Source organism: Micromonospora sp. A3M-1-15 (assembly GCF_024213425.1).
Taxonomy (GTDB): domain Bacteria; phylum Actinomycetota; class Actinomycetes; order Mycobacteriales; family Micromonosporaceae; genus Micromonospora; species Micromonospora chersina.
On the sequence record NZ_JANAVK010000001.1, the window covers coordinates 705261 to 725927 of the forward strand.

Here is a 20667-nt window from a genome sequence, read left to right on the forward strand (position 1 = left end):
GCCCGTGGGGGGTCGGCTGATGTCACAGGACACCGGAGGTCTTGCATGCACGCGGTGGCGGCCGGCTGGCACGGCGAGGTGGCGAGGCCTGAGTGGATGTTCGCCCGGGCACAGCCCCGGTCGCGCGAGTCGCGGTCGGGCCGGGGGGTCGACGGCCGTCCCGCGGATCGCCAGAATGACCCGGTGACGCCGCGACCGGCGCCCGGACGCCACCAGGCGACGTCCACCGAGGCGAGCCACTCCGACCAGCTGATCAGGCTGCTCTACGCCGAGCACGCCGGGCCGCTGCTGATGTTCGTGATGCGGCTGACCGGCGGGGACCGGCAGCGCGCCGAGGACATCGTGCAGGAGACGCTGCTGCGGGCCTGGCGCAACGCGCACCGGCTGGGGGTCCAGGGCCAGGGCTCGCTGCGCCCCTGGCTGGTCACGGTCGCCCGGCGGATCGCCATCGACGAGCACCGCAGCGAGCAGGCCCGCCCGGCGGAGACGTACGACCGGGACCTGACCGCGTTCGCCGAGGCGGACAGCACCGACCGGGTGCTGCGCACGATGACCGTGGCCGACGCGCTGCGTACGCTGAGCCAGTCGCACCGGGAGATCCTGGTCGCGACGTACTTCCGGGGGCGTACCGTGCCCGAGGCGGCCGAGGAGCTGGGCCTTCCGCTCGGCACCGCGAAGTCGCGGGTCTACTACGCGCTGCGCGCGCTGCGCACGGCTCTGCAGGAGAGGGGGGTGACGGAATGAGCCGGGCCGACCACATGGACGTGGCCGCGTACGCGCTCGGCGTGCTGGACCCGCAGGACGCGGAACGGTTCGAGGAGCACCTCGCCACCTGCTGGGCGTGCGCGGCCGAACTGGAGACGATGGTCCCGGTGGTGGGGATGCTCTCCGGCATCGACGGCGAGGCGATGGCCGCGCTGGAGCAGACGCACACCGATCCGGCGCTGCTGGACCGTACCCTCGTGGCGGTCCGCCGGGACCGGCGGCGGACCCGGATGCGGCAGGTCTTCGCCACGGCGGCGGCCGTCGTGGTGTTCGGGGGCCTGAGCGGCGCCGGCATGGCCGGGGTGTTCGGCGGCGACGACGGGAAGCGGATCCCGCAGGCCGAGCCGACCCTCACCGCGCCCGTCACCGCCCCGCCGAGCAGCGAGCCGTCCGACCCCAACGACCCGAACGTCGGCGGCGGCGAGCAGGAGGGCGACCAGCACAACGCGGTCGACCCGGGCACCGGCGTGAAGACCACGATGTGGCTGGCGTCGAAGGAGTACGGCACCCAGATCGACCTCCAGCTCACCCGCCTGCCCGGGCCGCGCACCTGCCGGCTTTTGGTGGTCCGGAAGAACGCCACCAGCGAGGTGGTCTCCACCTGGTCGGTGCCGGGCGGCGGCTACGGCACGAACACCAACCAGCTTCCGCTGGAGCTGAGCGCGTCCACCTCGGCGCCGCTGAAGGACATCGAGAAGATCCAGGTGCAGTCGGTCGACGTCAACGGGGTCGCCAGCCCGCTGGTGACGGTGGCCGACCTCTGATCCCGCCGGGACGCCGGCGCCGGGCAGCGAGACCGCCCGGCGCCGTTCCGTCGTGCCCGGGGTCGTCACCCCACGTGCTCCCCCACGCGCCGCCGGCCGGATCGGTTCAACGGATCCACTGTGAAATGGAGCACCCTTTTCCCTTCAACCTTGACAGCACACCGCCCGTACTACTCGGCGAACTGCCAAGAACGAGGAGGGCACGTGGCACACCTGAAGCGGACGACCGTCATCGTCGCGAGCGCGATGGTCGCACTAACAGCCTGCGCCCCCGCGGGCTACGACGGGGCGAACTCGAGCGCGGCCGAGCCGGTCGCCGTCGCCGCGGCCGAACCCACCGCGTCGGCCGAACCGGAAGCCTCCGCGTCCCCGGACGCGCCCGCCGACAAGGCGCCCCCGTCCGACGTGAAGCTCACCGACGAGCTGGTCGGCAAGAAGCTGCCCCGGATGGGCAAGGTCGTCACCGACCAGGACGGCTGGGTGCTGTACCGGTTCGACAAGGACTCGGCCGACCCGCCGCAGTCCAACTGCGTGGACAAGTGCGCCCAGGTCTGGCCGCCCGCGCTGACCGACGGCAACCCCCAGCTCCAGGGCGTCTCCGACGACAAGGTCGGCACGGTCACCCGCCAGGACGGCACCCGGCAGATCACCATCGGGGGCTGGCCGGTCTACCGCTACATCGGGGACAAGAAGCCGGGCCAGTGGAAGGGCCAGGGCGTCGGCGGCACCTGGTTCGTCGTCGACCCGAACGGCAAGAAGAACCTCACCTGCCTGCCCACCGGCACCCCGAAGGCGGTCGCACCGCCGGCGTCCGGCGACTCGGGCGGCGACTCGGGCTACTCGTACTGACGCGAACCCCGGACACGGTGGCCGGTCGCAGCCGGGGAGGGCGCGGCCGGCCACCGTCGTGAACCCGGGACAGCGGCGATCCGGCAGCCCCGCGTCCAGGGGACGGCGCCGGCCCGTACCGGGCCGGCGCCGTCACGGCGGGGGCACGTGGCAGAGTGGCGGGGTGACCTCCCCCGCCGCCCGCCGGACGCTGCGTCCCCCGGCCGGCTACCGACTGGCCGCCTCGGTCCGGGCCCTCACCTTCAGCCCGTACGACCCGTGCGCCCGGATCGCGGCCGGCAGCTTCTGGTGGGCCACCCGCACCCCGGCCGGCCCGGCCACCCTCGCGCTGCGCCCGGCCGCCGGTGAACTGCTCGCCGAGGGCTACGGCCCCGGTGCGGACTGGGTGGTGGAGCGGGCCGACGCGGTGGCGGGGCTCCGCGACGACCTGACCGGGTTCGCCGCGCTGGCCGGCGCGCACCCGCTGGTGGCCCGGCTGGCCCGCGAGCACCACGGGCTGCGGATGCCCGCCACCGGCCAGGTCTTCCCCCGGCTGTTGCGCGCCGTCTTCGAGCAGAAGGTCACCGGCAAGGAGGCGTACCGGGCGTACGCGGCGACCGTGCGGCACTTCCGGGAGCCGGCGCCGGGGCCGCTGCAACCGCTGCTGCTGCCGCCCGAGGCGGCCGCGGTGGCGGCCACGCCGTACTGGGTCTTCCACCCGTTCGGGGTGGAGCAGCGGCGGGCCGACACGCTGCGCCGGGCGGCCGCCGTCGCCGACCGGCTGGAACGCTGCGCCGACGCCGCCGAGGCCACCCGTCGGCTCACCGCGATCGCCGGCATCGGGCCGTGGACCGCCGCCGAGGTGGTCCGGATCGCCTACGGGGACCCGGACGCGGTCAGCGTCGGCGACTACCACGTCCCCAACACGGTGGCCTGGGCGCTGGCCGGGGAGCCGCGCGGCGACGACGCCCGGATGCTGGCGCTGCTGGAGCCGTTCCGGGGCCACCGCGGCCGGGTCTGCGTCCTGCTGGAGGCCGCGGGCATCCAGGCCCCGAAGTACGGGCCACGCGCCCCGATCCGCTCCTTCGCCGGCTACTGACCCGGCGTCGCCGCGGAACGACCGGCGCAGAGCCGGCGCAGCGTCCGCCCCAGCCACCAGGCGTACGCCTGCTGGACGGCCCGGGTGACCGGCCCGGCGGCGCGCACGTACCAGCGGCCCGGCCGGCTGAACGCGGTCACCTCGAACCAGACCCCGTCGGCGGCGCGGGTGACCAGGAACGCCTCCTCGCCGATCTCCGGGTGCCCGGGCAGGGTGCCGTAGCCGAACCCGGCCCGGTCCGGCTCGTCCACCGTCCAGACCACCTCGGTCGGGCCCCAGATCCGCAGCGGGCCGAGGCCGAGCCCCGGGGTGACCCGCACCCCGGCCGCGGCGCGGGGCGCGTCGGTGCGCATGACGACGCCCGCGGCCCGGTGCAGCCGCCAGCCGAGCACCGCGTCCGCGGCGGTCGCGAAGCCGCCGTCGGGCAGCCGGACCCGGTGGCGCAGGTGGTGGTAGTCGGCCGGCAGGCGTCCGTCGCGGGTCGCCCCCACCTCGGGGTACGTCAGCTCGGGCACGTCGGCCTCCTCCTCGCGGGACACCGACAGGGTACGGCCGGGCCGGGTGGCCCGCCCGGCGCCGGTCCGCGGGGCTGTGGTGGGCTTGCCGGGTGACCGACCAGCTGACCGTCGCCCCGGCCGGTGTCGCGGACGCCGGCGAGATCCTCACCGTGCAGCGCGCCGCGTACCTGGTGGAGGCGCAGCGCTACCGGGACGTGTTCCTGCCCCCGCTGACCGAGACGCTGGACGAGGTCCGCGCCGCCCTGGCCGGCCCGACCGTGGTGCTGGCCGCCCGGCTCGGGCCCCGCCTCGTCGGCTCGGTACGCGCCCGGATCGACGGCGACACGGCCCACGTCGGCCGGCTCGCGGTCGCACCCGACCAGCAGGGGCGCGGCATCGGTGGCCGGCTGCTGACCGCGGTGGAGGCCGCCTGCGCCGGCCGGGTGACCCGGTTCGCCCTGTTCACCGGCGCGGAGAGCGCCGAGAACCTGGGCCTGTACGCGCGGCGCGGCTACCGGGTCGTGGCGCACCGGCCGGACGAGAACGGCAACCGCCTGGCGGTGCTGGAGAAGACCGTCGAGCCGGCACGCGGGGACGGCTGAGCGGCGCGCCGGCGGTCAGCCACGCTCGCAGCGGCGGCGGAGCCCGTCGGCCTCCTGCCGCAGGTAGCGGCGGATGGTCCGGCCGAGGAGCAGCCCGACCGGCCCGGCCAGCGGACCGGTCTGCGCCATGACCAGCTCGGCGCGGACCCGGCCGTCGTCCAGCGGGACCAGCCGGTGCTCGCCCCGGCTGTGCACGCCCGGGCTGTCGGACTCCCAGACGAAGGCGTGCGGCGGGTCGATCTCGGTGACCCGCCAGACCGCCGGGCGCAGCCGGGGCTGCTCCAGCCGGGCCGACGAGCCGAGGGTGAGCGGCCCGGGCGACAGCCGGCGGGCAGAGGTGACCGACGGCGTCCACTCCGGCCAGCGCTCGATGTCGGTCTGCACGGCCCAGACCCGGTCGATGTCGGCGGCGATCTCGACGGACTCGACGAACCGCATGGCGCTCCCCTCCCCCGGGCACGATCAGGGTCAGGCTACGCCCGGTATCGACGGCGGGTGATCCCGGTCAGGCCGCCTCGCGGAGGTCGGCCAGGCCGACCGGGGCGTACCGGCGGAGCAGCAGCTCCAGCTCGGCCACCGAGGCCACCTCGCCGACGACGTTGGCGCCGCCGCCGTGCTCGGGCGGGTAGCGGTGCACCAGCCGGTAGCGGTAGCGCCCGCGGATCAGTTGCACGCTGACCCGCCAGCGCCCGCAGCATCCGCAACTCCACTCCGGCACGCGGCGAACCGTAGCGCTGACCTGCGGTTTCACCATCCGGTCGCGGGTGACGAACGGGCCTGGGACGGGACACGCCGCCGGCCACCGCCGGTGATCTGCCTCACGACCGTCGGTGGGGTCTGATTGACTGGTCGCCGTGGACCTGCCGATCAATCCGCCGGTCGAGCCGATGCTGGCGAAGAGCGTGCCCCAACTACCCACCGACCCCGGCCTGACCTACGAACCCAAGTGGGACGGCTTCCGCTGCATCATCTTCCGCGACGGCGACGAGGTCGAGCTGGCCAGTCGCGGCGGCAAGACGATGACCCGCTACTTCCCCGAGGTGGTGGAGCAGGCGCGCCGCCAGCTCCCGGAGCGGTGCGCGGTCGACGGCGAGCTGATCGTGATCCGCCGGGACGGCCCGGCGGGCCAGCCGCGGCTCGACTTCGAGCTGCTGGCCCAGAGGATCCACCCGGCCGCGTCCCGGGTGAAGCTGCTCGCCGAGACCACCCCGGCCGACTTCGTCGCCTTCGACCTTCTCGCCCTCGACGACGAGCTGCTCACCGACCGGCCCTACCCGGAGCGCCGGGGCCGGCTGGAGAAGGCGCTGGCCAAGGTCCGGCCGCCGGTGCACGTCACCCAGGTGACCACCGACCCGGAGACGGCCCGGCGCTGGTTCGACGTGTTCGAGGGGGCCGGGCTCGACGGGCTCATCGTCAAGCCGGCCGACCTGCCCTACGAGCCGGGCAAGCGGCTCATGTTCAAGGTCAAGCACGCGCGCACCGCCGACGCCGTGGTGGCCGGCTTCCGCTGGCACAAGTCCGGCCCGGTGGTCGGCTCGCTGCTGCTCGGCCTCTACGACGACGCCGGGGTGCTGCACCACATCGGGGTCAGCTCCTCGTTCACGGCGGCCCGCCGCAAGGAGCTGCTCGACGAGCTGGAGCCCTACCGCGAGGTCGGCGGCGACCACCCGTGGGTGCACGGCGACCACGAGCGGGGGCAGCGCATCCCGGGCGGGGTGAGCCGGTGGACCGGCGGGAAGAACCTGGAGTGGGAGCCGCTGCGCCCGGAGCTGGTCGTCGAGGTGGGCTACGACGCGATGGAGGGCGACCGGCTGCGGCACACCGCCCAGTTCGTCCGCTGGCGCCCCGACCGCGACCCCCGCTCCTGCACGTACGACCAGCTGGAGCGGCCGATCCGCTACGACGTCGACCAGGTGCTGCGCGGGGATCCGGCGGCGACCGTCGGCGACGGGCCCGGCCGGGCGTAGCCTGGCGGTCCACACGATCATGGAGGGCTCCCACGTGACCCGCTTCTCCGACCGGATCCGCCGCCGGCCCACCCTGGCCGGGTTCGTCGCGGCGCTGGTGCTCACCGCCGGCTGCACGCTGCCGGCGTTCGCCCCGCGGGCCGAGAGCGAGGGCGAGGCGGCCGCCCCGGGCACCGCGCCGACCTGGCGCGCCTGCCCCGAGGTGCCGAACGAGCTGGTCGGGCGGGGCGCGGCGGGCATGCGCTACGACTGTGCCCGGATCGCCGTACCCCGGAACTGGGGCACCGGGGCGGCGACCGGCGCGACCGCCGGGCCGGGCGCCGGGGAGACCTTCGAGATCGCGCTGATCCGGATCCGGTCGAACAAGCAGCACGACCGGATCGGGTCGCTGGTGGTCAACCCGGGCGGTCCCGGCGCGTCCGGCGTGGACACCGCGGTCTACCTCTCCTTCGGCCCCGGGTTCGGCGGGCTGCCGGCCGACGTGACCGACCGGTTCGACATCGTGGGCTTCGACCCGCGCGGGGTGGCCCGGTCCAGCCCGGTGAAGTGCATCCCCGACGCCGACCTGGACGCCAGCTTCGGCTACGACCCCGACCCGGAGAGCCAGGCGTCCTTCGACGGCTTCGTCGCCCTCAACCGGCGGGTCGGCCAGCGGTGCGGCGGGAAATACGGGGACCAGCTCCCGCTCTACGGCACCGAGCAGGCCGCGCGGGACATGGACGCCGTGCGGGCGGCCGTCGGCGACGACAAGCTGACCTACCTCGGCTACTCCTACGGCACCCTGCTGGGCGCCACGTACGCCCAGCTCTACCCGCAGCGGGTGCGGGCGCTGGTGCTCGACGGCGCGGTGGACCCGCAGCAGAAGCTCATCGCCGGCTCGGAGAGCCAGGCGAAGGGCTTCGAGCGGGCGTTCGACAACTTCTCCCGCTGGTGCGCGGCGAACGCGGGCCGCTGCCCGATCGCGCCGGACGCCCGGGCCGCGGTGACCACCGCCATCGACAAGGCCCGGGTCTCCCCGGTGCGCGGCAGGGACGGCCGGGAGGCCACCGCCGGCTGGGTGTTCTACGCGGTGATCTCCTCCCTCTACACCGAGCAGGGCTGGCAGGAGCTGGCCCGGGCGGTCGACGCGTTGCAGGGCGGCGACCCGACCGGCGTGTTCAAGCTCGCCGACGCGTACGCGGGCCGCGAGGACGACGGGCACTACTCCAACCTGTTCGACGCGAACATGGCGGTGAACTGCGCCGACGAGACCGAGAAGCCGACCCGGGAGCAGATCCGGTCGCTCCAGTCGCAGTGGCGGCAGAAGTACCCGCTGTTCGGCCCGGCGCTGGCGGTCGGGATGCTCGGCTGCGTCGAGTGGCCCGGCGGGCGGGACCCGTACCCGACCGGGAAGGCGGCCGGCGCGCCGCCGATCGTGGTGGTCGGCACCACCGGCGACCCGGCCACGCCCTACGAGCAGACCGCCGCGCTGGCCTCGATGCTGGGCGTGGGCCGCGTGCTCACCTGGGACGGTGAGGGGCACACGGCATACCCGCAGACCGCCTGTGTCACGGCGGCCGTCGACGCCTACCTCGTCTCACTCACCGTCCCCCGGGAGGGGCTGCGCTGCCCCGCCCGGTGACGGCGCCGTTCGCGCTGCCCTGACTGGTGACGGTGCGCGGGCCACGCGGGCCCGCCGGGTGACGGTGCGCGGGCCGGTCAGCCCGCCGCCGGGGGCGTCCAGTCGAGCGGCAGGTGCCCGACGCGGACCCGCTGCGGGTGGTCGCCGACCGGCACGCTGGCCACCTTCTGCCCGGTGGCGAAGCTGATCGCGGTGACCCGGTCGGCGCCGGACTCGGAGATCACGCAGTCCCGGCCGTCCCCGCTGACCGTGGCCCAGTACGGCTTGCTGGCCGGCACCAGGGCGCCCTCGCGCAGGGTGGCCCGGTCGACGACGGTGGCGTAGTCGTCCATGGTGCCGGCGACGCAGAGCCGGGCGCCGTCCGGGCTGACCGACAGGCCGTGGTGCCGCGAGTCGTTGACCCAGGTGGTGCGGTCCTCGCTGGTGGCGGGGTTCTTCGGCAGGGTGGTGACCCGGGTGACCCGGTCGGTGGCGACGTCGTACTCGACCAGGCCGTTGAAGAACGAGACCTGGAAGTAGAGCCTGCTCCCGTCGGGGGTGAAGACCGCCGGGCGGACGGCGTCGGAGAGGTCCCGGTGGCCGGCGGCGTCCAGCCGCGAGCGCATGTCGATCACCTTGACCACGTCGAAGGTGGTGGTGTCGGCGACGGTGATCCGCCGGTCCCCCTTGGTCCAGTCCAGCCAGGGGGCGTCCAGGTCGGTGTTCACCTCGCCGATGGACATGTTCCACAGCCGGCGGCCGCCGTCGGTGAAGATGTTCTCGTGCGGCTTGTCCCCGGTGGGGAACGAGCCGAGCTGCTGGCCGGTGCGGATGTCGAGCACGTGCACGGTGTTGCCGGTGGAGGCGGAGACGGCCACCCGGCTGCCGTCCGGCGACACGGCCATGTGGTCGGCGCGGTAGCCGGAGACCGGGAACCGCCAGCGGATCTGCCCGGTGGCCAGGTCGACGGAGACCACGTCGGCGAAGCTGGGCCGGGACACCACCAGGGCGGTCCCGTCCGGGGTGGTGTACATGTCGTCGACGAGCTGGTCGTGCCCCTCCCCCGGCCCCTGCCGGATGCCGAGGAAGAACGCCAGCCGCACCGGGTTCAGGTAGATCTCGCGCAGCCGCGCGTCACGGTCGGGCACGACGTTGATCCGGCCGAGCCGCGCGTAGTCGCCGCGGGACCGGATGACGTCGGCCGTCCCCTCCCAGTTGTTGCCGACGAACATCACCTCCTGGAGGCCCACGGCGGCCGCGGCCGCGGCCGGGCGGGGCGCCGCCGCCACCGGGGCCGGCACGGCCAGGGCGAGGGCGGCCAGGGCGGCGAGGCCGGCGCGGCGGCCGCGGGGACGGGACGGGCGGCGGGGCGGGACGGGGGTCATGGACGCCTCCTGGGAGCCGGTTGCTACATCGACGTTTCTCTCTGTGCCGAGCGGTGTTACCTTGCGGTAACAATCAGGAGAGCAACCGGCCGGCCGCACCGGATAGGGACCGGAGGCCAACACCCGGCCGGCCCGGTTGTGCCACGACGACAACGGGAGGCGGCGGGAAGCCGATGACCCGGACCACCTTCGGGGCGCTGCTGCGTGACCTGGCCGCCGACGCGGCCGCCGTCGAGGAGGTTGTCCGGGCCGCCCGCGCGCACTCGCCCGAGGTGGCCCGGCTCCCCGCGGCGGAGGTCCGCCGCCAGGTCGTCCTCCTGCTCACCAGTGGGCTCGGCGCGCTGGAGCGACGGGAGGACCCGGGTGGGCGCGACTTCGCCGAGGCCCGCCGGCTGGGCGCCGACCGGGCGGCGCAGGGCGTCTCCGTGGCCGGGCTGCTGTGCGGCGTGCAGGCCGGCCGGGACCGGGCGGTCGAGCTGGTGGTCCGGCACGGGCGGGCGGCCGGGATTCCCGACGAGGTGCTGCTGGAGGGGCTGCTCACCATCGGCCGCTACGCCGCGGCGGTGGAACGTGCCGTCGTCGACGGCCACCGGGCCGCCGAGCGGGACCTGGCCCGTACCGGCGCGCCGGCCCGCGCCCGGCTGCTGCGCCGGCTGCTGCTCGGCGGGCCGGCCGGCGACCGGACGGCGGAGCTGGCCCGGTTCGGGTTACGTCCCGACGGGCGCTACCACTGCCTGGTCGCCGAGCAGCCCGACCCGGTGCGGGCACACGCCCTGCACCGGCAGTTCGCCGGCTGCGGCGGCGTGCTCGGCACCGTCGACGACCGGCTGGCCGGCCTCACCCCCCGGCTGCCGGCCGCGGCGCCCGCCGACCTGCTGGTGGTGGTCGCCCCCCGCCAGCCACTGGCCCGGGCCCCCGCCATGTACACGCTCTGCCTCGCCGCGCTGCGGACCGCGGCGCACCGGCGGCTGCGCGGTCTGCGCCTGCTGACGGACCTCGCCGTCCCGACCGCGCTGGCCGCCCAGCCGGCCCTCGCGGAACTGCTCCGGGGCGCATTGCTGAGCGGCCTCGACCCGGCCGACGAGTTCCACCGGGAGCTGGCCACGACCGCGCTGGCCTGGCTGGACCACGGCCAGCGGCTGGACCAGACCGCCGCCGCCCTGCACGTCCACCCGAACACCGTGCGCTACCGGCTGCGCCGGCTGCGGGAACTCACCGGCGGGCCGCCCGTCGAGGAGGGGGCGCGGTGCCCGGTGCCGGACACCGTCCGGTGGTGGTGGGCGCTGCGTACCTGGCTGGACCCGCGCTGAGCGCCGGGGGCCGGCGCGGTCACCGGAGCCGGTGGCGCCGGTGCCGGCGTTCCCAGGGCGGCGCCGCGCTGCCCGGCCCGCCGGCCGGCTCGGGGCGGTCCGGCTCGGGCAGCACGATGCCCTGACGGCTGGCCATCTCCTCCACCAGCGCCCGCAGCCGCCGTACGTCCGCCTTCAGCTCCTCCTGCTCGGCGTGCTCGAAGGCGTCGTCGTCCACGATCAGCCGGCTGGCGAAGTGCGCGGTGATGAGCGGGATGACCAGCAGCACCATGGTGGAGATGAGCAGCGCGGCGAGGAACCGCCCGGCGAAGGACGTCGGGGAGATGTCGCCGTAGCCGACCGTGGAGGCGGTCACCACGGCCCACCACACCGAGTCCGCGGCGCTCTTGTGCTCGGCGTGGCTGTACAGCACGCCGGCCACCACGATCATCAGCAGGTACGAAATGATCAATGTGCGCGGCGAGTTGGCGAACCAGACCAGACCGCGGTAGATCCAGCGGAACGGCAACAGCAGGACGTCCATGGCGCACATGCTGCCCGGTGCCGGCAACCGGCGCGACGGCATCGCCGGGCGTGACTGTGGGAGGCTGCCCGACGTGACCGATGTGATCTTCCGGGAGGCGGTCCGGGCCGACCTCCCCGCCGTGATCGCCCTGCTGGCCGACGACGTGCTGGGCAAGGCCCGCGACTTCACCGAGGTGGACGAGGCGTACGAGCGGGCGTTCGCCGCCATCGACGCCGACCCGCGCAACCACCTGGTTGTCGCGGAGACCGGCGGCGAGGTGGTCGGCTGCTTCCAGATCACCTACATCCCGGGGCTGGGCCGGCACGGCGCCGAGCGGTCGCTGATCGAGTCGGTCCGGGTCCGCTCGGACCTGCGCGGCCGGGGGCTGGGTCGGGCCATGATGACCTGGGCGATCGACCAGGCCCGGGAGCGGGGCTGCGCGCTGGTGCAGCTCACCACCGACAAGAGCCGCGCCGACGCGCACCGCTTCTACCGCGACCTCGGCTTCGTGGCCAGCCACGAGGGCATGAAGCTGGCCCTCTGACGGGGTAGCTTGACGGCGATGGCCGCATCCGGTGCCCCACTGTCCCGCCGACGGCGGGTCGGGGTCGCCCTGCTCGGCGCCGGCCTGCTCGCCGTCCTCACCGCGGCGGCGCTGCCGGCCTGGCGCACCGTCTACCCGGACCGGGTCGCCCTGCGGTCAGGCCGGGAGTTGCTGTGGGTCGTGCTGCCGTGGGCGCTGGTGTGCGGCCTGGTCGCCGTGGTCGCGCTGGCCCGGGTCGGCCCGTCCCGCTGGCTGTGGCGCGACGTGAGCCGCGGGCTCCTGATCTCGACCGTGCTCGCCGGCGCCGCCGTCACCGCCACCTGGTGGTTGTTCTCCGCCACCGACGCGTACGCGCGGGAGGACGGGATGGTGTCGACCGGCCCCGGCCCGGGGACGTGGCTGGCGCTGCTCGGCTGCCTGCTCGTCCCGCTGGCGGGAGCGCTGCCCGACGACCCCTCCCCCGGCCGGGGGAGCTGACTCCCCGCTCGCGGGGAGGACCCGGGCCGGGCCGCTCGGCAGGCTGGAGGCAGTTTCCAGCACCGGGGAGGCCCGATGACCACCGACACCGTCCACCGCCGCGCCGCCCGTCCCACGCCAGCCTGGGCGGTCCGCGTCGCCCACCTGATCCCGCTCGTCGTCCTGCCGTCCGGGCTGTGGCGGATCGCCCTGGTCGCCGGCCTGCCGATCGGCGCGTCGGCGTACGGCGCCCCGGTCGATCCCGGCTTCGGCGAGAGCGTCTACATCGTCTCGCTGAGCCTGGTCTCGGAGGGGCTGGCGCTGCTCGCGTTCGGCCTGGTCCGCCCGTGGGGCGAGGTGTTCGCGGGCTGGCTGCCACTGGTCGGCGGCCGGCCGGTGCCACCCCGGTTCGCGGTCGCCACCGCCACGACGGGCGCCGTCGCACTCACCCTGATCTGGGGGTACGCCGCCTGGGGCGTGGTCGTGGACGGCAACGACCTGGCCTTGAGCCCACCCGGCTTCGCCCTCCTGCTGGCCTGCTACACCCCCCTCCTGCTGTGGGGCCCTCTCCTCCTCCTGCTCGCCTGGTCCTACCACCACCGCCACCGTGGCAGGGAGGTCAGTCGGTGACCAGTCTGCCGTCGCGGAGGGTCAGGGTGCGGTCGGCCATCTCGATCAGTGCCGGGTCGTGCGTGGCGACCAGGGCGGTCATGCCGCGGGCGTGCACCACGGCCCGGAGCAGGTCCATGATGGAGCGGCCGGTCTCCGAGTCGAGCTGACCGGTCGGCTCGTCGGCGATGAGCAGGTCCGGCTCGTTGGCCAGCGCCCGGGCCACCGCCACCCGCTGCTGCTGGCCGCCGGACAGCTCGTACGGGCGCTGCAACGCGTGCCCGCCCAGGCCGACCAGCTCCAGCAGCACGGCCACCCGCTGCTCCCGCTCGGCGGCCGGCACCTTGGCCAGCCGCAGCGGCACCCCGACGTTCTCGGCCGCCGACAGGATCGGGACCAGGCCGAAGGTCTGGAAGATGAACCCGACGGTGCCCCGGCGCAGCGCCAGCAACTCCCGTTCGCTGGCGGTCGTCACCTCGTGCCCGGCCACCCGCACCCGTCCGCTGTCCGGCCGGTCCAATCCGCCGACCAGGTTCAGCAGGGTGGTCTTGCCGGCACCGGAGCGGCCCCGGACCGCGACCAGCTCACCCCGGCCGGCCGCGAAGGACACGTCCCGCACGGCGTGGACGGCGTGCTCGCCCTTGCCGAAGGTGCGGCTCACCCCCTCGACCCGCACCACCTCGTCCACGGCGACACGGTTCGGCGGCACGGTCAGCTGCTCGGTCATCGCTCAGTCTCCTCGGCGTGCGCCCGGTCGCCCGGCCGCACCTCGACGTGGTCGGGTTCCAGGTTGAGCCGGACCCGGTCGCGCATGGACAGGGCGTCCACGAAGGACGCCGGCAGCTGCATCCGGCCGGACCGGTCGAGCACCGCGTACTCCTCGCTGACCAGCTCGGTGCTGCCGTCGGCGGCGACCCGGGCGGTGCGGTGGACCTCGGAGGCGGTCCGGCCGTCGCGGATCGAGACGGTCCGGCGGACCTGACCGGCCACGGCGTGGTCGTGGGTGACCACCACGATGGTGACGCCCAGCTCGGCGTTGATGGTGCGCAGCGCGGCGAAGACCTCGGCGCCGGTGGCCTCGTCCAGCTCGCCGGTCGGCTCGTCGGCGAAGAGCACCTCCGGGTCGTTCGCCACCGACACGGCCACCGCGCAGCGCTGCTGCTCGCCGCCGCTCATCTGGCCCGGGCGGCGGTCCGCGCAGTAGCCCACCCCGACCAGGTCGAGCAGCTCACGGGCGCGTTCCCGCCGGGCCCGCCCGGAGCGGCCACCGGCCAGCTTCATGGGCAGCTCGACGTTCTCCAGCGCGGTCAGGTACGGCAGCAGGTTCCGACCGGTCTGCTGCCAGACGAAGCCGACCACCTGGCGGCGGTAGGCGAGGCGGCGCCGGTTCGACAGGGCGAGCAGGTCGTAGTCGGCGACCCGGGCGACGCCGGCGGTCGGGGTGTCCAGCCCGGAGAGGATGTTCAGCAGGGTGGACTTGCCGGAGCCGGAGGCGCCGACGATCGCGACCAGGTCTCCCCGGTCGATGACCAGGTCGAGGCCCTGGAGGGCGAACACCTCCACCCCCTCGGTCTTGAAAATGCGCACCAGGCCGTCGCAGACGATGTGCCCGCGCAACCGGTCCTGGCCGCCGGCCCGCTCGGCCGCACGCTGGGCGGCCTGCCGCTGGAGCGCGGCCAGATCCGGCACGACGGTGGTGCCCGCGGTAGCGGTCATCAGCTCTCCTCTCCGAGCCGGAGCACCTCACCGAGGCGCATCCGGCGGTTGTTCAGGGCCTCGACGGCGATCGCGAAGCCGAGGGCGACCGCCCCGAGCAGGACGACCCCGGCGACCAGGCGCGGCTCGAACGCCACGCGGACGGGAGCACCGCCGGTGAAGGCGGACAGGCCGAGCACGGGGGTCAGCAGGAGCGGCAGCAGCGCGCCGACCACCGCGCCGGTGACCACCGCCACGGCGACCAGTGGACCCAGCTCCACCAGCAGGAGGCCGCGCCACTGCCCGCGGGACAGGCCGAGGGTCCGCAGCCGGGACAGCACCTGGCCACGGGCGCGGGCCCCGGCCAGCACGACGAACCCGATGGCCAGCAGGCCCAGCACCGTCCCCGCGACGGCACCGGCGACGAAGCCGAAGCCGAGCACGCCGTTCATGCTGCCCTCGCCCACCTGCCGCCGGACGTCGGCCCAGGTGAGCACCTCGACCTCGCGCGGCGGCGTGCGCCCGGCGAACGCGCCGTCCTGCTGGAAGCGGCGCTGGCCCTCGTTGCCGACCCGGCGCAGCTCCGCCACGTCGAGGTGGTCGCCCGCCACCAGGAATCCGGTCGGCACGGCGACGGTCGACCGGCGGGGCAGCCCCTGCCACGGCAGCACGACGAACCGGGTGTTGTCGGCCCGGAGCAGCGGGAAGGTCTCCGCCTGGCCGGCCACCCGGAACTCGTACCGCTGGCTCTGCACGCTGACGAAGGCCGAACGCTCGCGACCGGCGGCGGCCAGGTCCGCGGCGACGGCCGGGGAGACCACGGCCGGCAGCGGTCCGGCGGCGGCCGGGCCCACCAGCGCCTCGGGCACCGTCACGCGGACGCCGCTGTCCCGGACCAGCCCCGCGAGGGCGGGACCGTCCACCAGCAGCACGGTGACGTCGCCGGTACGCAGGTCGGTGCCGCGCTCGTCCGTGGCCAGCCGCTGGCCCGACTCCTGCAGCACGGGGGTGGTCCGCCGTACGCCGGGCAGGCGGGCCAGTTCGGCCTCGGTCTCCCGCGTGAACTGCTGGCCCTGGATCAGCGCGTCGGCCGGCACCCGCCGGCCGGCCACCTCGTCCCGGCTCACCGCCACGCCGGCGGTGACCACGGCGCAGAACGCCGCCGTGGCGACCGCCAGGACCACGACCACGAGCGGCGTGGTGACCACGGCGCGGGCGGCCCGGGCCGAGCCGAGGAAGGCGACACTGCCCCGGGTGCGGGCGGCGAGTCGGCCGAGCAGCCACAGCGGCCACGGGTAGAGCCGGACCGCCAGCACCGCCGCGGCGGTCGCGAGCAGCACCGGGACCGAGACCAGCAGCGGGTCCACCACGCCGGGGACCAGGCCACGGCGGCGCAGCAGCAGCACCGCGACCACGGCGAGCAGCAGCACGCCGGCCTCCACGGTGATTCGCCGGGTCGACGGGCGGAGCCGCACCAGGTCGCGCCGCCCGGCGACGCCGGTCGGCGCGGCGAGCGCGGCCACCGGCAGCGCCAGGACGATCAGTGCCGTGGCCACCACGGCGGCGGGCAGGGAGTCGGCCGCCGGGCCGGGGGCCAGGTTGCCCAGCGCCCAGCCGGCGGCTGCGGTGGGCAGCAGCACGAGCAACGACTCGGCCAGGCTGCGGGCCGCCACCGAGCCGGCTGTGCCGCCCCGGGCGCGCAGCAGGGTGAACTCGGTCCGTCGACGGCGCACGGTCAGCCCGGCCGCCAGAATCACCAGGCCGGCCAGGGCAGCCAGCACGCCGGCGGCGATCACCGCGAGGACGGTGCGGACGGCGGCCACCTGGCCCTGGAACTCGCGCAGCGGGATGTCGAGCCCCTGGTGGAAGCCCCGGCCCTGCGCCTGCCGGCTCATCCGCTGCAGGTCGCCGATGATCTGGTCCACGTCCACGGCGTGGATTCCGCTGGCGCCCATCCGGTACCGCCAGCTGAACCGCAGGCCCCACCCGTCGGCGGAGAGCCGGTCCAGCGCGGCGCCGTCGGCGACCCCGAGGGCGACGAACGGCTGGGCGTCCCCGGGCGGTTCGACCACGTGCAGGACCTGCGGCAGTCCCTGCCAGATGCCGTCCGCGCGGTCACGCGGCTCGAACACGCCCACCACGACGATCCGGACGGGATCCGGGGCACCCTCGGGCGACGCCGACGCGGGTCCGGCGAGGGTGAGCCGGCTGCCGACCCGCAGGTTCAGCTTGCGCGCCACCTCGCCGGCCAGCGCGACCTGCACCGGCTGGTCGGGCCGCGCTGCCGGGTCCGGCCAGCGTCCCTCGGTCAGGCTGCCGGCGTCAGCGATGCCGGGCAGGCTGCGCAGCCCGAGGTCGACCAGGAGGTTCTCCGCCGCCAGGTCCGGGCCGGTCAGCCGGCCGACGTCGGTCTCCGCGGCGAACCACCGCTGGTCGACGAGCGCCCGCACGTCCGGTGGCATCTCGGCCTCCAGCCGGGGCAGGTCGGCCGCGAACGCCTCCATCAACGAGGTGCCGTTGCCGGCGTTGAAGAGCGACTCGGTCCCGTACGTCACGTCCCGCGCCGCGGCCGGCTGGCCGGCCAGGAAGGTCCGCAGGCCCGCCTCGGCGCGCCCGTTCACCAGCCGGGGTACGCCGCCGATCAGTGCCAGTACGACCATCGCCAGCGCGGCGAGCAGCAGGAACTGTCCGCCGTACGCCCGAACCCGGCGGGCAACCGCGCCGATGCTCATCGCGCCGCCTCCCCGTCGCCGGTCGCCGCCGTGCTCCACCCGGTCACTGGTCTCCCCCGATCCGCAGCTGTGCCGCCGCCACCCGCTGGCGGATGCCGAGGGCGATGAACGCGCTGAAGGCCAGTGCCGCCAGCAAGAGGCCGAACGCGGTCGCCCCGACCGGCAGCCAGGGCAGGACGAAGGCCGCCTCGGGCACCGGTCTGCTGGCCGACGGGGTGAGGATGACCAGCGGCGCCATCGTCACGCCGACCACCGCGCCCAGCAGCAGCCCCACCCCGACACCGATCCCGGCCAGGAAGGTCTGCTCGGCGAGCAGGGCCCGGGCCAGCAGGCGGGGAGTCGCCCCGAGGGTGTGCAGGACGGCGAACTCGCCCAGCCGGTGCCGGGCCGTGGCCCACACGTCGACGAGCAGTCCGACGAGCGCCAGCAGCACCGCGCCCAGCGCGGCGACGAGCAGTCCGGTGCGGGCTCCCCGCCAGTAGGGGTCGGCCGCCGCCCGCTCGGCCAGTTCCCGGCGGTCCAGCACGGTGACACCGGCCAGTTCCCGGGCTGCCTGGTCGGCGGCCGGCCGCCCGTCGCCGTCGGCGCTCAGCCACCACTCCTGCACCGGACGGACGGTGCCGCGGTCACGGATCAGCCAGTCGGTCGCGGCGGGCATGTCCAGCAGCACGCCCTCCCCGGTGGTGGAGGGCACCGCGTCCACCTCACCGACCACCGTGACCGGCAGCGAGACGCCGGAGAGCGACAGGGTGACGGTCTCCCCCGGAGCCAGGCTCAGCGCCTCGCGTACCCGGGGGGTCATCAGCACGGGGACGGGTCGGTCGTCGCCGGTCGGCACCACCACGAACCGCGAGGAGTCCTGGTACGCGAACCGGCCGCCCGCCCGCATCAACACGGAGTTCTCGGCGACCAGCCCGGTGGGCGTGGGCGTGACGCTCAGGTTCCCGTCGGGCGTGCCGTTGGTCGCCTTCCAGTCCTCGCCCAGTGCTGCCGGCCGGGCCGTCCCGCCGGCGTCGACCAGGCGCAGGTCGGTCACCTCGAACCGGTACGCCGTGCCGGCCACGTCACCGCCGTCGATCTCGAAGCCGGCGAGCCGCAGCACGCCGGCGTCGGGCAGCGCCACGCGGAAGGGCGTCGGCCGGCCGGTGTCGTCGCCGGTGGCCACCGGCAGCCGCAGGGCGAGCCCGTCCGCACGGGTCAGCAGCAGCCACACGTCGATCCGTTGCGGGTTCACGGCGTCGCGCACGGAGGTGCGGACGGTGCCGTTGACCGACCGGGTGCCGGCGGGAAGTTCGACCCCGGCCGGGGCGCTCCGCGACCGGGCGAGCCGGTCGAACAGCGCCGGCACGGGCTCGTCGGTCAGCCGCTCGTTGAATCGGACGACCCCGGCGGCCCCCGCGGCGTCCAGACTCACCACGGTGGCGGGCAGATCCGCGCGACCCACCCGGATCTCGTCCCGCCAGCCGGGCAGGGCCGCCCGGACGCCGGGCAGGGCGGCGATCTCCCCCACCCGACCGGTCGGGGCGACCCCGTTGCCCTCGGTGAGCCGCAGGTCCGCGCCGACCGCGTGGTCGGCCTGGTCGACCTGGGACCGTTCGCCGGTGGCCACCAGCGACCAGGCCAGCGTGCTTCCGCCGACCGCGAGGGCGAGCAGCAGCACCGGGCCGGCGTGCGGACGGCGACCCGCCTGCCACATGCCGAGGATGGTGGCCGTCCATGGCCGGCGGTCGACGAACCGTTCGGCGAACCGCGTCGCGGGGGGCAGCAGCCGCAGCGCCACGACCGCGCCGGCCAGCACTCCGAGCGTCGGCGCGGCGACCAGCAACGGGTCCACGCCGAGCCGGCCGGCCGCGCCCGACACCGGGGAGGAGTACTGCCGCAGCTGGGTCCAGGCGAGCACCGCGAAGCCGACCAGCAGCAGGTCGACGCTGGCGCGCTGCACGCTGGCGGCCCGGGTGGGCCGCGACCGGGCCGCCATGTCCGCCACGTAGGTGCCGGCGCCGCGCAGCGTCGGGGCGACCATCGCGACCAGGCATCCGGCGGCGGTCACGGACGCCGCCAGCCAGAGCGGCGTCAGGCCGCCCTCGTCGGCCGAGCCACCGGCCTGGCTCAGCGCCGCGCCGGCGGCCAGCGGGCCGAGCAGGGCCGCCGGCAGCACGACCAGGGTCGCCTCCCGGGTGGCGAGGCCGGCCAGCTGCCGTCGGGCGGCGCCCCGGGCGCGCAGCAGGGCGGTCTGGTTCCGTCGGTCCTCGTGCAGCAGCGCGGCCACCAGCACCAGGGCGTAGCCGCCGAGGACCAGGATCAGCAGGACCGGGGTGGCCAGCGAGGACCGGCCGACCAGATCAGCCCCGGCCACCCGCCCGAGCAACCGGTCCATCGAGGTGACGACCTGGGCCGAGTCGCCGAGTCCGGCCTCGTCCGGCACCCCGGCGACCGCGGCGGGGAGCGCGTCGCGGACGTCGAGCAGCCGGCCCTGTCCGGCCACCGCGGCCAGGTCCGGCTGGACCACCCACCACGCGGAGACGGAGCCCGGAAACATCGCCGCGAAGTCCGCGGGATCCAGCACGAACGGCCCGTACGAGGTGTCGGAGGCCGCCGCGCTGCCGGTGCCGATCCCCGGCGCCAGCCGCCAGTACGCCCCTGCCGGGTCACGGGGCCGCCAGGTGCCGACCAGCACCACCTCACCGGGCCGGTCGGTGCTCCGGTCGAGCATCGGCACCCGGTCGCCCACGGCCATGCCGAGCGCACCGGCGACCTTCTCCGGCAGCGTCACCTGGCGCGGGCTGGAGCCCGCCGCCGGCCACGCCCCGGCGGTCAGCTCGGCGTGGGCCGGAAGGTCGTCGAGGGCCGCCAGGTTGGCGAAGACGGGATCGCCGTCCCGCGGCCGTGGGCCCAGGTCCCCGGTGAGCTCCCGGCCGGAGCCGTAGCGGGCGCCGTACACGGCGACCGGGGCGCCGCCGAGGCCGCGGGTGAAGCCGTCCCGGATCTTCCGGTCGCGCGCCGCCAGCTCGGCGGCGTCCTTGCCGGTGGAGCCGGTCACCAGCAGGCTGCGCTCCTCCAGCGGGGCTCCGGCGAGCAGCGCCCGCTGGCCGGATTCCACGGCCCGCCGGTTGTACTCGGTGAGACCGGCGACCAGAGCGATCGCGACCAGCGCCGCGGCGGTCGCGGCGAGCAGCAGCCCACGCGCGTTCCTGGCCCGCCTCCATACCAGTCTCATCCGGCCCCTCCCCTGGCCCCGGCGGGCCGACGACCAGGAAGACCCGCCAGGGACCGGAAAAGGTTCGCGCGCGTTACATGATCGTTATCCGG

General features: G+C 75.6%; 20 protein-coding genes. 11 read left to right on the forward strand and 9 right to left on the reverse strand.

The window, feature by feature from the left end:
* The first annotated feature begins 45 nt into the window (after nucleotides 1-45).
* From NLX85_RS03160 to NLX85_RS03175, 4 genes are all read left to right on the forward strand, one after another.
* Nucleotides 46-744 carry a sigma-70 family RNA polymerase sigma factor gene (locus tag NLX85_RS03160; protein ID WP_305885012.1) on the forward strand — a complete coding sequence of 233 codons (699 nt, stop codon included), beginning with the start codon at nucleotides 46-48 and terminating at the stop codon, nucleotides 742-744.
* A complete protein-coding gene (locus NLX85_RS03165; RefSeq protein WP_254331508.1) occupies nucleotides 741-1529 on the forward strand; it encodes an anti-sigma factor in 789 nt (262 codons plus the stop codon). Before NLX85_RS03160 ends, NLX85_RS03165 begins: the two co-directional genes overlap by 4 nt.
* A 204-nt stretch (nucleotides 1530-1733) precedes the next feature.
* Nucleotides 1734-2378, forward strand: a complete 645-nt coding sequence (locus NLX85_RS03170) for a hypothetical protein (RefSeq protein WP_254331509.1) — start codon at nucleotides 1734-1736, stop codon at nucleotides 2376-2378.
* A 163-nt stretch (nucleotides 2379-2541) separates the two neighbouring features.
* Nucleotides 2542-3456, forward strand: coding sequence for a DNA-3-methyladenine glycosylase (locus NLX85_RS03175; RefSeq protein WP_254331510.1), 915 nt, complete (start codon nucleotides 2542-2544; stop codon nucleotides 3454-3456).
* Here the strand turns inward: NLX85_RS03175 and NLX85_RS03180 are convergent.
* Complete coding sequence (locus NLX85_RS03180) at nucleotides 3450-3995, reverse strand: DUF1990 family protein (protein WP_254331511.1); 546 nt, start codon at nucleotides 3993-3995, stop codon at nucleotides 3450-3452. The two genes, NLX85_RS03175 and NLX85_RS03180, sit on opposite strands and share 7 nt — an antisense overlap.
* A 68-nt stretch (nucleotides 3996-4063) precedes the next feature.
* Between NLX85_RS03180 and NLX85_RS03185 the strand changes: the two genes are divergently transcribed.
* On the forward strand, nucleotides 4064-4555 hold the full coding sequence (locus NLX85_RS03185; RefSeq protein WP_254331512.1) for a GNAT family N-acetyltransferase: 492 nt from the start codon (nucleotides 4064-4066) through the stop codon (nucleotides 4553-4555).
* 15 nt (nucleotides 4556-4570) lie between these two features.
* On the opposite strand, the gene NLX85_RS03190 is transcribed toward NLX85_RS03185, so the two are convergent.
* Nucleotides 4571-4993, reverse strand: a complete 423-nt coding sequence (locus NLX85_RS03190; RefSeq protein ID WP_254331513.1) for an SRPBCC family protein — start codon at nucleotides 4991-4993, stop codon at nucleotides 4571-4573.
* A gap of 67 nt (nucleotides 4994-5060) precedes the next feature.
* Nucleotides 5061-5273, reverse strand: a complete 213-nt coding sequence (locus NLX85_RS03195; RefSeq protein ID WP_254331514.1) for a hypothetical protein — start codon at nucleotides 5271-5273, stop codon at nucleotides 5061-5063.
* A 136-nt stretch (nucleotides 5274-5409) separates the two neighbouring features.
* Between NLX85_RS03195 and NLX85_RS03200 the strand changes: the two genes are divergently transcribed.
* Nucleotides 5410-6522 carry an ATP-dependent DNA ligase gene (locus NLX85_RS03200; protein ID WP_254331515.1) on the forward strand — a complete coding sequence of 371 codons (1113 nt, stop codon included), beginning with the start codon at nucleotides 5410-5412 and terminating at the stop codon, nucleotides 6520-6522.
* A gap of 34 nt (nucleotides 6523-6556) precedes the next feature.
* Nucleotides 6557-8143, forward strand: coding sequence for an alpha/beta hydrolase (locus NLX85_RS03205; RefSeq protein ID WP_254331516.1), 1587 nt, complete (start codon nucleotides 6557-6559; stop codon nucleotides 8141-8143).
* A 77-nt stretch (nucleotides 8144-8220) separates the two neighbouring features.
* On the opposite strand, the gene NLX85_RS03210 is transcribed toward NLX85_RS03205, so the two are convergent.
* Nucleotides 8221-9507 (reverse strand): YncE family protein, encoded by a 1287-nt coding sequence (locus NLX85_RS03210; RefSeq protein ID WP_254331517.1) that lies wholly within the window; start codon nucleotides 9505-9507, stop codon nucleotides 8221-8223.
* Nucleotides 9508-9680: 173 nt separating this feature from the next.
* Here NLX85_RS03210 and NLX85_RS03215 point away from each other — a divergent pair, with 173 nt between their 5' ends.
* Complete coding sequence (locus NLX85_RS03215; protein ID WP_254331518.1) at nucleotides 9681-10817, forward strand: helix-turn-helix domain-containing protein; 1137 nt, start codon at nucleotides 9681-9683, stop codon at nucleotides 10815-10817.
* Between the two features lie 19 nt (nucleotides 10818-10836).
* Here NLX85_RS03215 and NLX85_RS03220 read toward each other — a convergent pair whose 3' ends face one another.
* A complete protein-coding gene (locus tag NLX85_RS03220; RefSeq protein ID WP_254331519.1) occupies nucleotides 10837-11340 on the reverse strand; it encodes a potassium channel family protein in 504 nt (167 codons plus the stop codon).
* Between the two features lie 73 nt (nucleotides 11341-11413).
* Between NLX85_RS03220 and NLX85_RS03225 the strand changes: the two genes are divergently transcribed.
* The 3 genes from NLX85_RS03225 to NLX85_RS03235 all read left to right on the forward strand — a co-directional run bounded on the left by NLX85_RS03225 (nucleotide 11414) and on the right by NLX85_RS03235 (nucleotide 12952).
* Entirely contained in the window at nucleotides 11414-11866 is a 453-nt protein-coding gene (locus NLX85_RS03225) for a GNAT family N-acetyltransferase (protein ID WP_254331520.1), read from the forward strand.
* Between the two features lie 18 nt (nucleotides 11867-11884).
* Complete coding sequence (locus NLX85_RS03230; protein ID WP_254331521.1) at nucleotides 11885-12343, forward strand: hypothetical protein; 459 nt, start codon at nucleotides 11885-11887, stop codon at nucleotides 12341-12343.
* A gap of 75 nt (nucleotides 12344-12418) precedes the next feature.
* Nucleotides 12419-12952 (forward strand): hypothetical protein, encoded by a 534-nt coding sequence (locus tag NLX85_RS03235; protein WP_254331522.1) that lies wholly within the window; start codon nucleotides 12419-12421, stop codon nucleotides 12950-12952.
* Here NLX85_RS03235 and NLX85_RS03240 read toward each other — a convergent pair.
* The 4 genes from NLX85_RS03240 to NLX85_RS03255 are packed head-to-tail and all read right to left on the reverse strand — an operon-like array spanning nucleotide 12942 to nucleotide 20575.
* Nucleotides 12942-13658, reverse strand: coding sequence for an ABC transporter ATP-binding protein (locus NLX85_RS03240; protein WP_254331523.1), 717 nt, complete (start codon nucleotides 13656-13658; stop codon nucleotides 12942-12944). The genes NLX85_RS03235 and NLX85_RS03240 overlap by 11 nt on opposite strands.
* On the reverse strand, nucleotides 13655-14647 hold the full coding sequence (locus NLX85_RS03245; protein ID WP_254331524.1) for an ABC transporter ATP-binding protein: 993 nt from the start codon (nucleotides 14645-14647) through the stop codon (nucleotides 13655-13657). The genes NLX85_RS03240 and NLX85_RS03245 overlap by 4 nt, the downstream gene beginning before the upstream one ends.
* A complete protein-coding gene (locus tag NLX85_RS03250; protein WP_254331525.1) occupies nucleotides 14647-17358 on the reverse strand; it encodes an FtsX-like permease family protein in 2712 nt (903 codons plus the stop codon). The genes NLX85_RS03245 and NLX85_RS03250 overlap by 1 nt, the downstream gene beginning before the upstream one ends.
* 43 nt (nucleotides 17359-17401) lie before the next feature.
* Complete coding sequence (locus NLX85_RS03255; RefSeq protein ID WP_254331526.1) at nucleotides 17402-20575, reverse strand: ABC transporter permease; 3174 nt, start codon at nucleotides 20573-20575, stop codon at nucleotides 17402-17404.
* Nucleotides 20576-20667 lie beyond the last annotated feature (92 nt).

Bases quoted from the DNA above. Each gene is read 5' to 3' on its own strand.
- NLX85_RS03160 (WP_305885012.1), top strand. From the start codon at position 46: ATGCACGCGGTGGCGGCCGGCTGGCACGGCGAGGTGGCGAGGCCTGAG.
- NLX85_RS03165 (WP_254331508.1), top strand. From the start codon at position 741: ATGAGCCGGGCCGACCACATGGACGTGGCCGCGTACGCGCTCGGCGTG.
- NLX85_RS03190 (WP_254331513.1), bottom strand. From the start codon at position 4,993: ATGCGGTTCGTCGAGTCCGTCGAGATCGCCGCCGACATCGACCGGGTC.
- NLX85_RS03210 (WP_254331517.1), bottom strand. From the start codon at position 9,507: ATGACCCCCGTCCCGCCCCGCCGCCCGTCCCGTCCCCGCGGCCGCCGC.
- NLX85_RS03215 (WP_254331518.1), top strand. From the start codon at position 9,681: ATGACCCGGACCACCTTCGGGGCGCTGCTGCGTGACCTGGCCGCCGAC.
- NLX85_RS03220 (WP_254331519.1), bottom strand. From the start codon at position 11,340: ATGGACGTCCTGCTGTTGCCGTTCCGCTGGATCTACCGCGGTCTGGTC.
- NLX85_RS03230 (WP_254331521.1), top strand. From the start codon at position 11,885: ATGGCCGCATCCGGTGCCCCACTGTCCCGCCGACGGCGGGTCGGGGTC.
- NLX85_RS03235 (WP_254331522.1), top strand. From the start codon at position 12,419: ATGACCACCGACACCGTCCACCGCCGCGCCGCCCGTCCCACGCCAGCC.
- NLX85_RS03240 (WP_254331523.1), bottom strand. From the start codon at position 13,658: ATGACCGAGCAGCTGACCGTGCCGCCGAACCGTGTCGCCGTGGACGAG.
- NLX85_RS03245 (WP_254331524.1), bottom strand. From the start codon at position 14,647: ATGACCGCTACCGCGGGCACCACCGTCGTGCCGGATCTGGCCGCGCTC.
- NLX85_RS03250 (WP_254331525.1), bottom strand. From the start codon at position 17,358: ATGAGCATCGGCGCGGTTGCCCGCCGGGTTCGGGCGTACGGCGGACAG.
- NLX85_RS03255 (WP_254331526.1), bottom strand. From the start codon at position 20,575: ATGAGACTGGTATGGAGGCGGGCCAGGAACGCGCGTGGGCTGCTGCTC.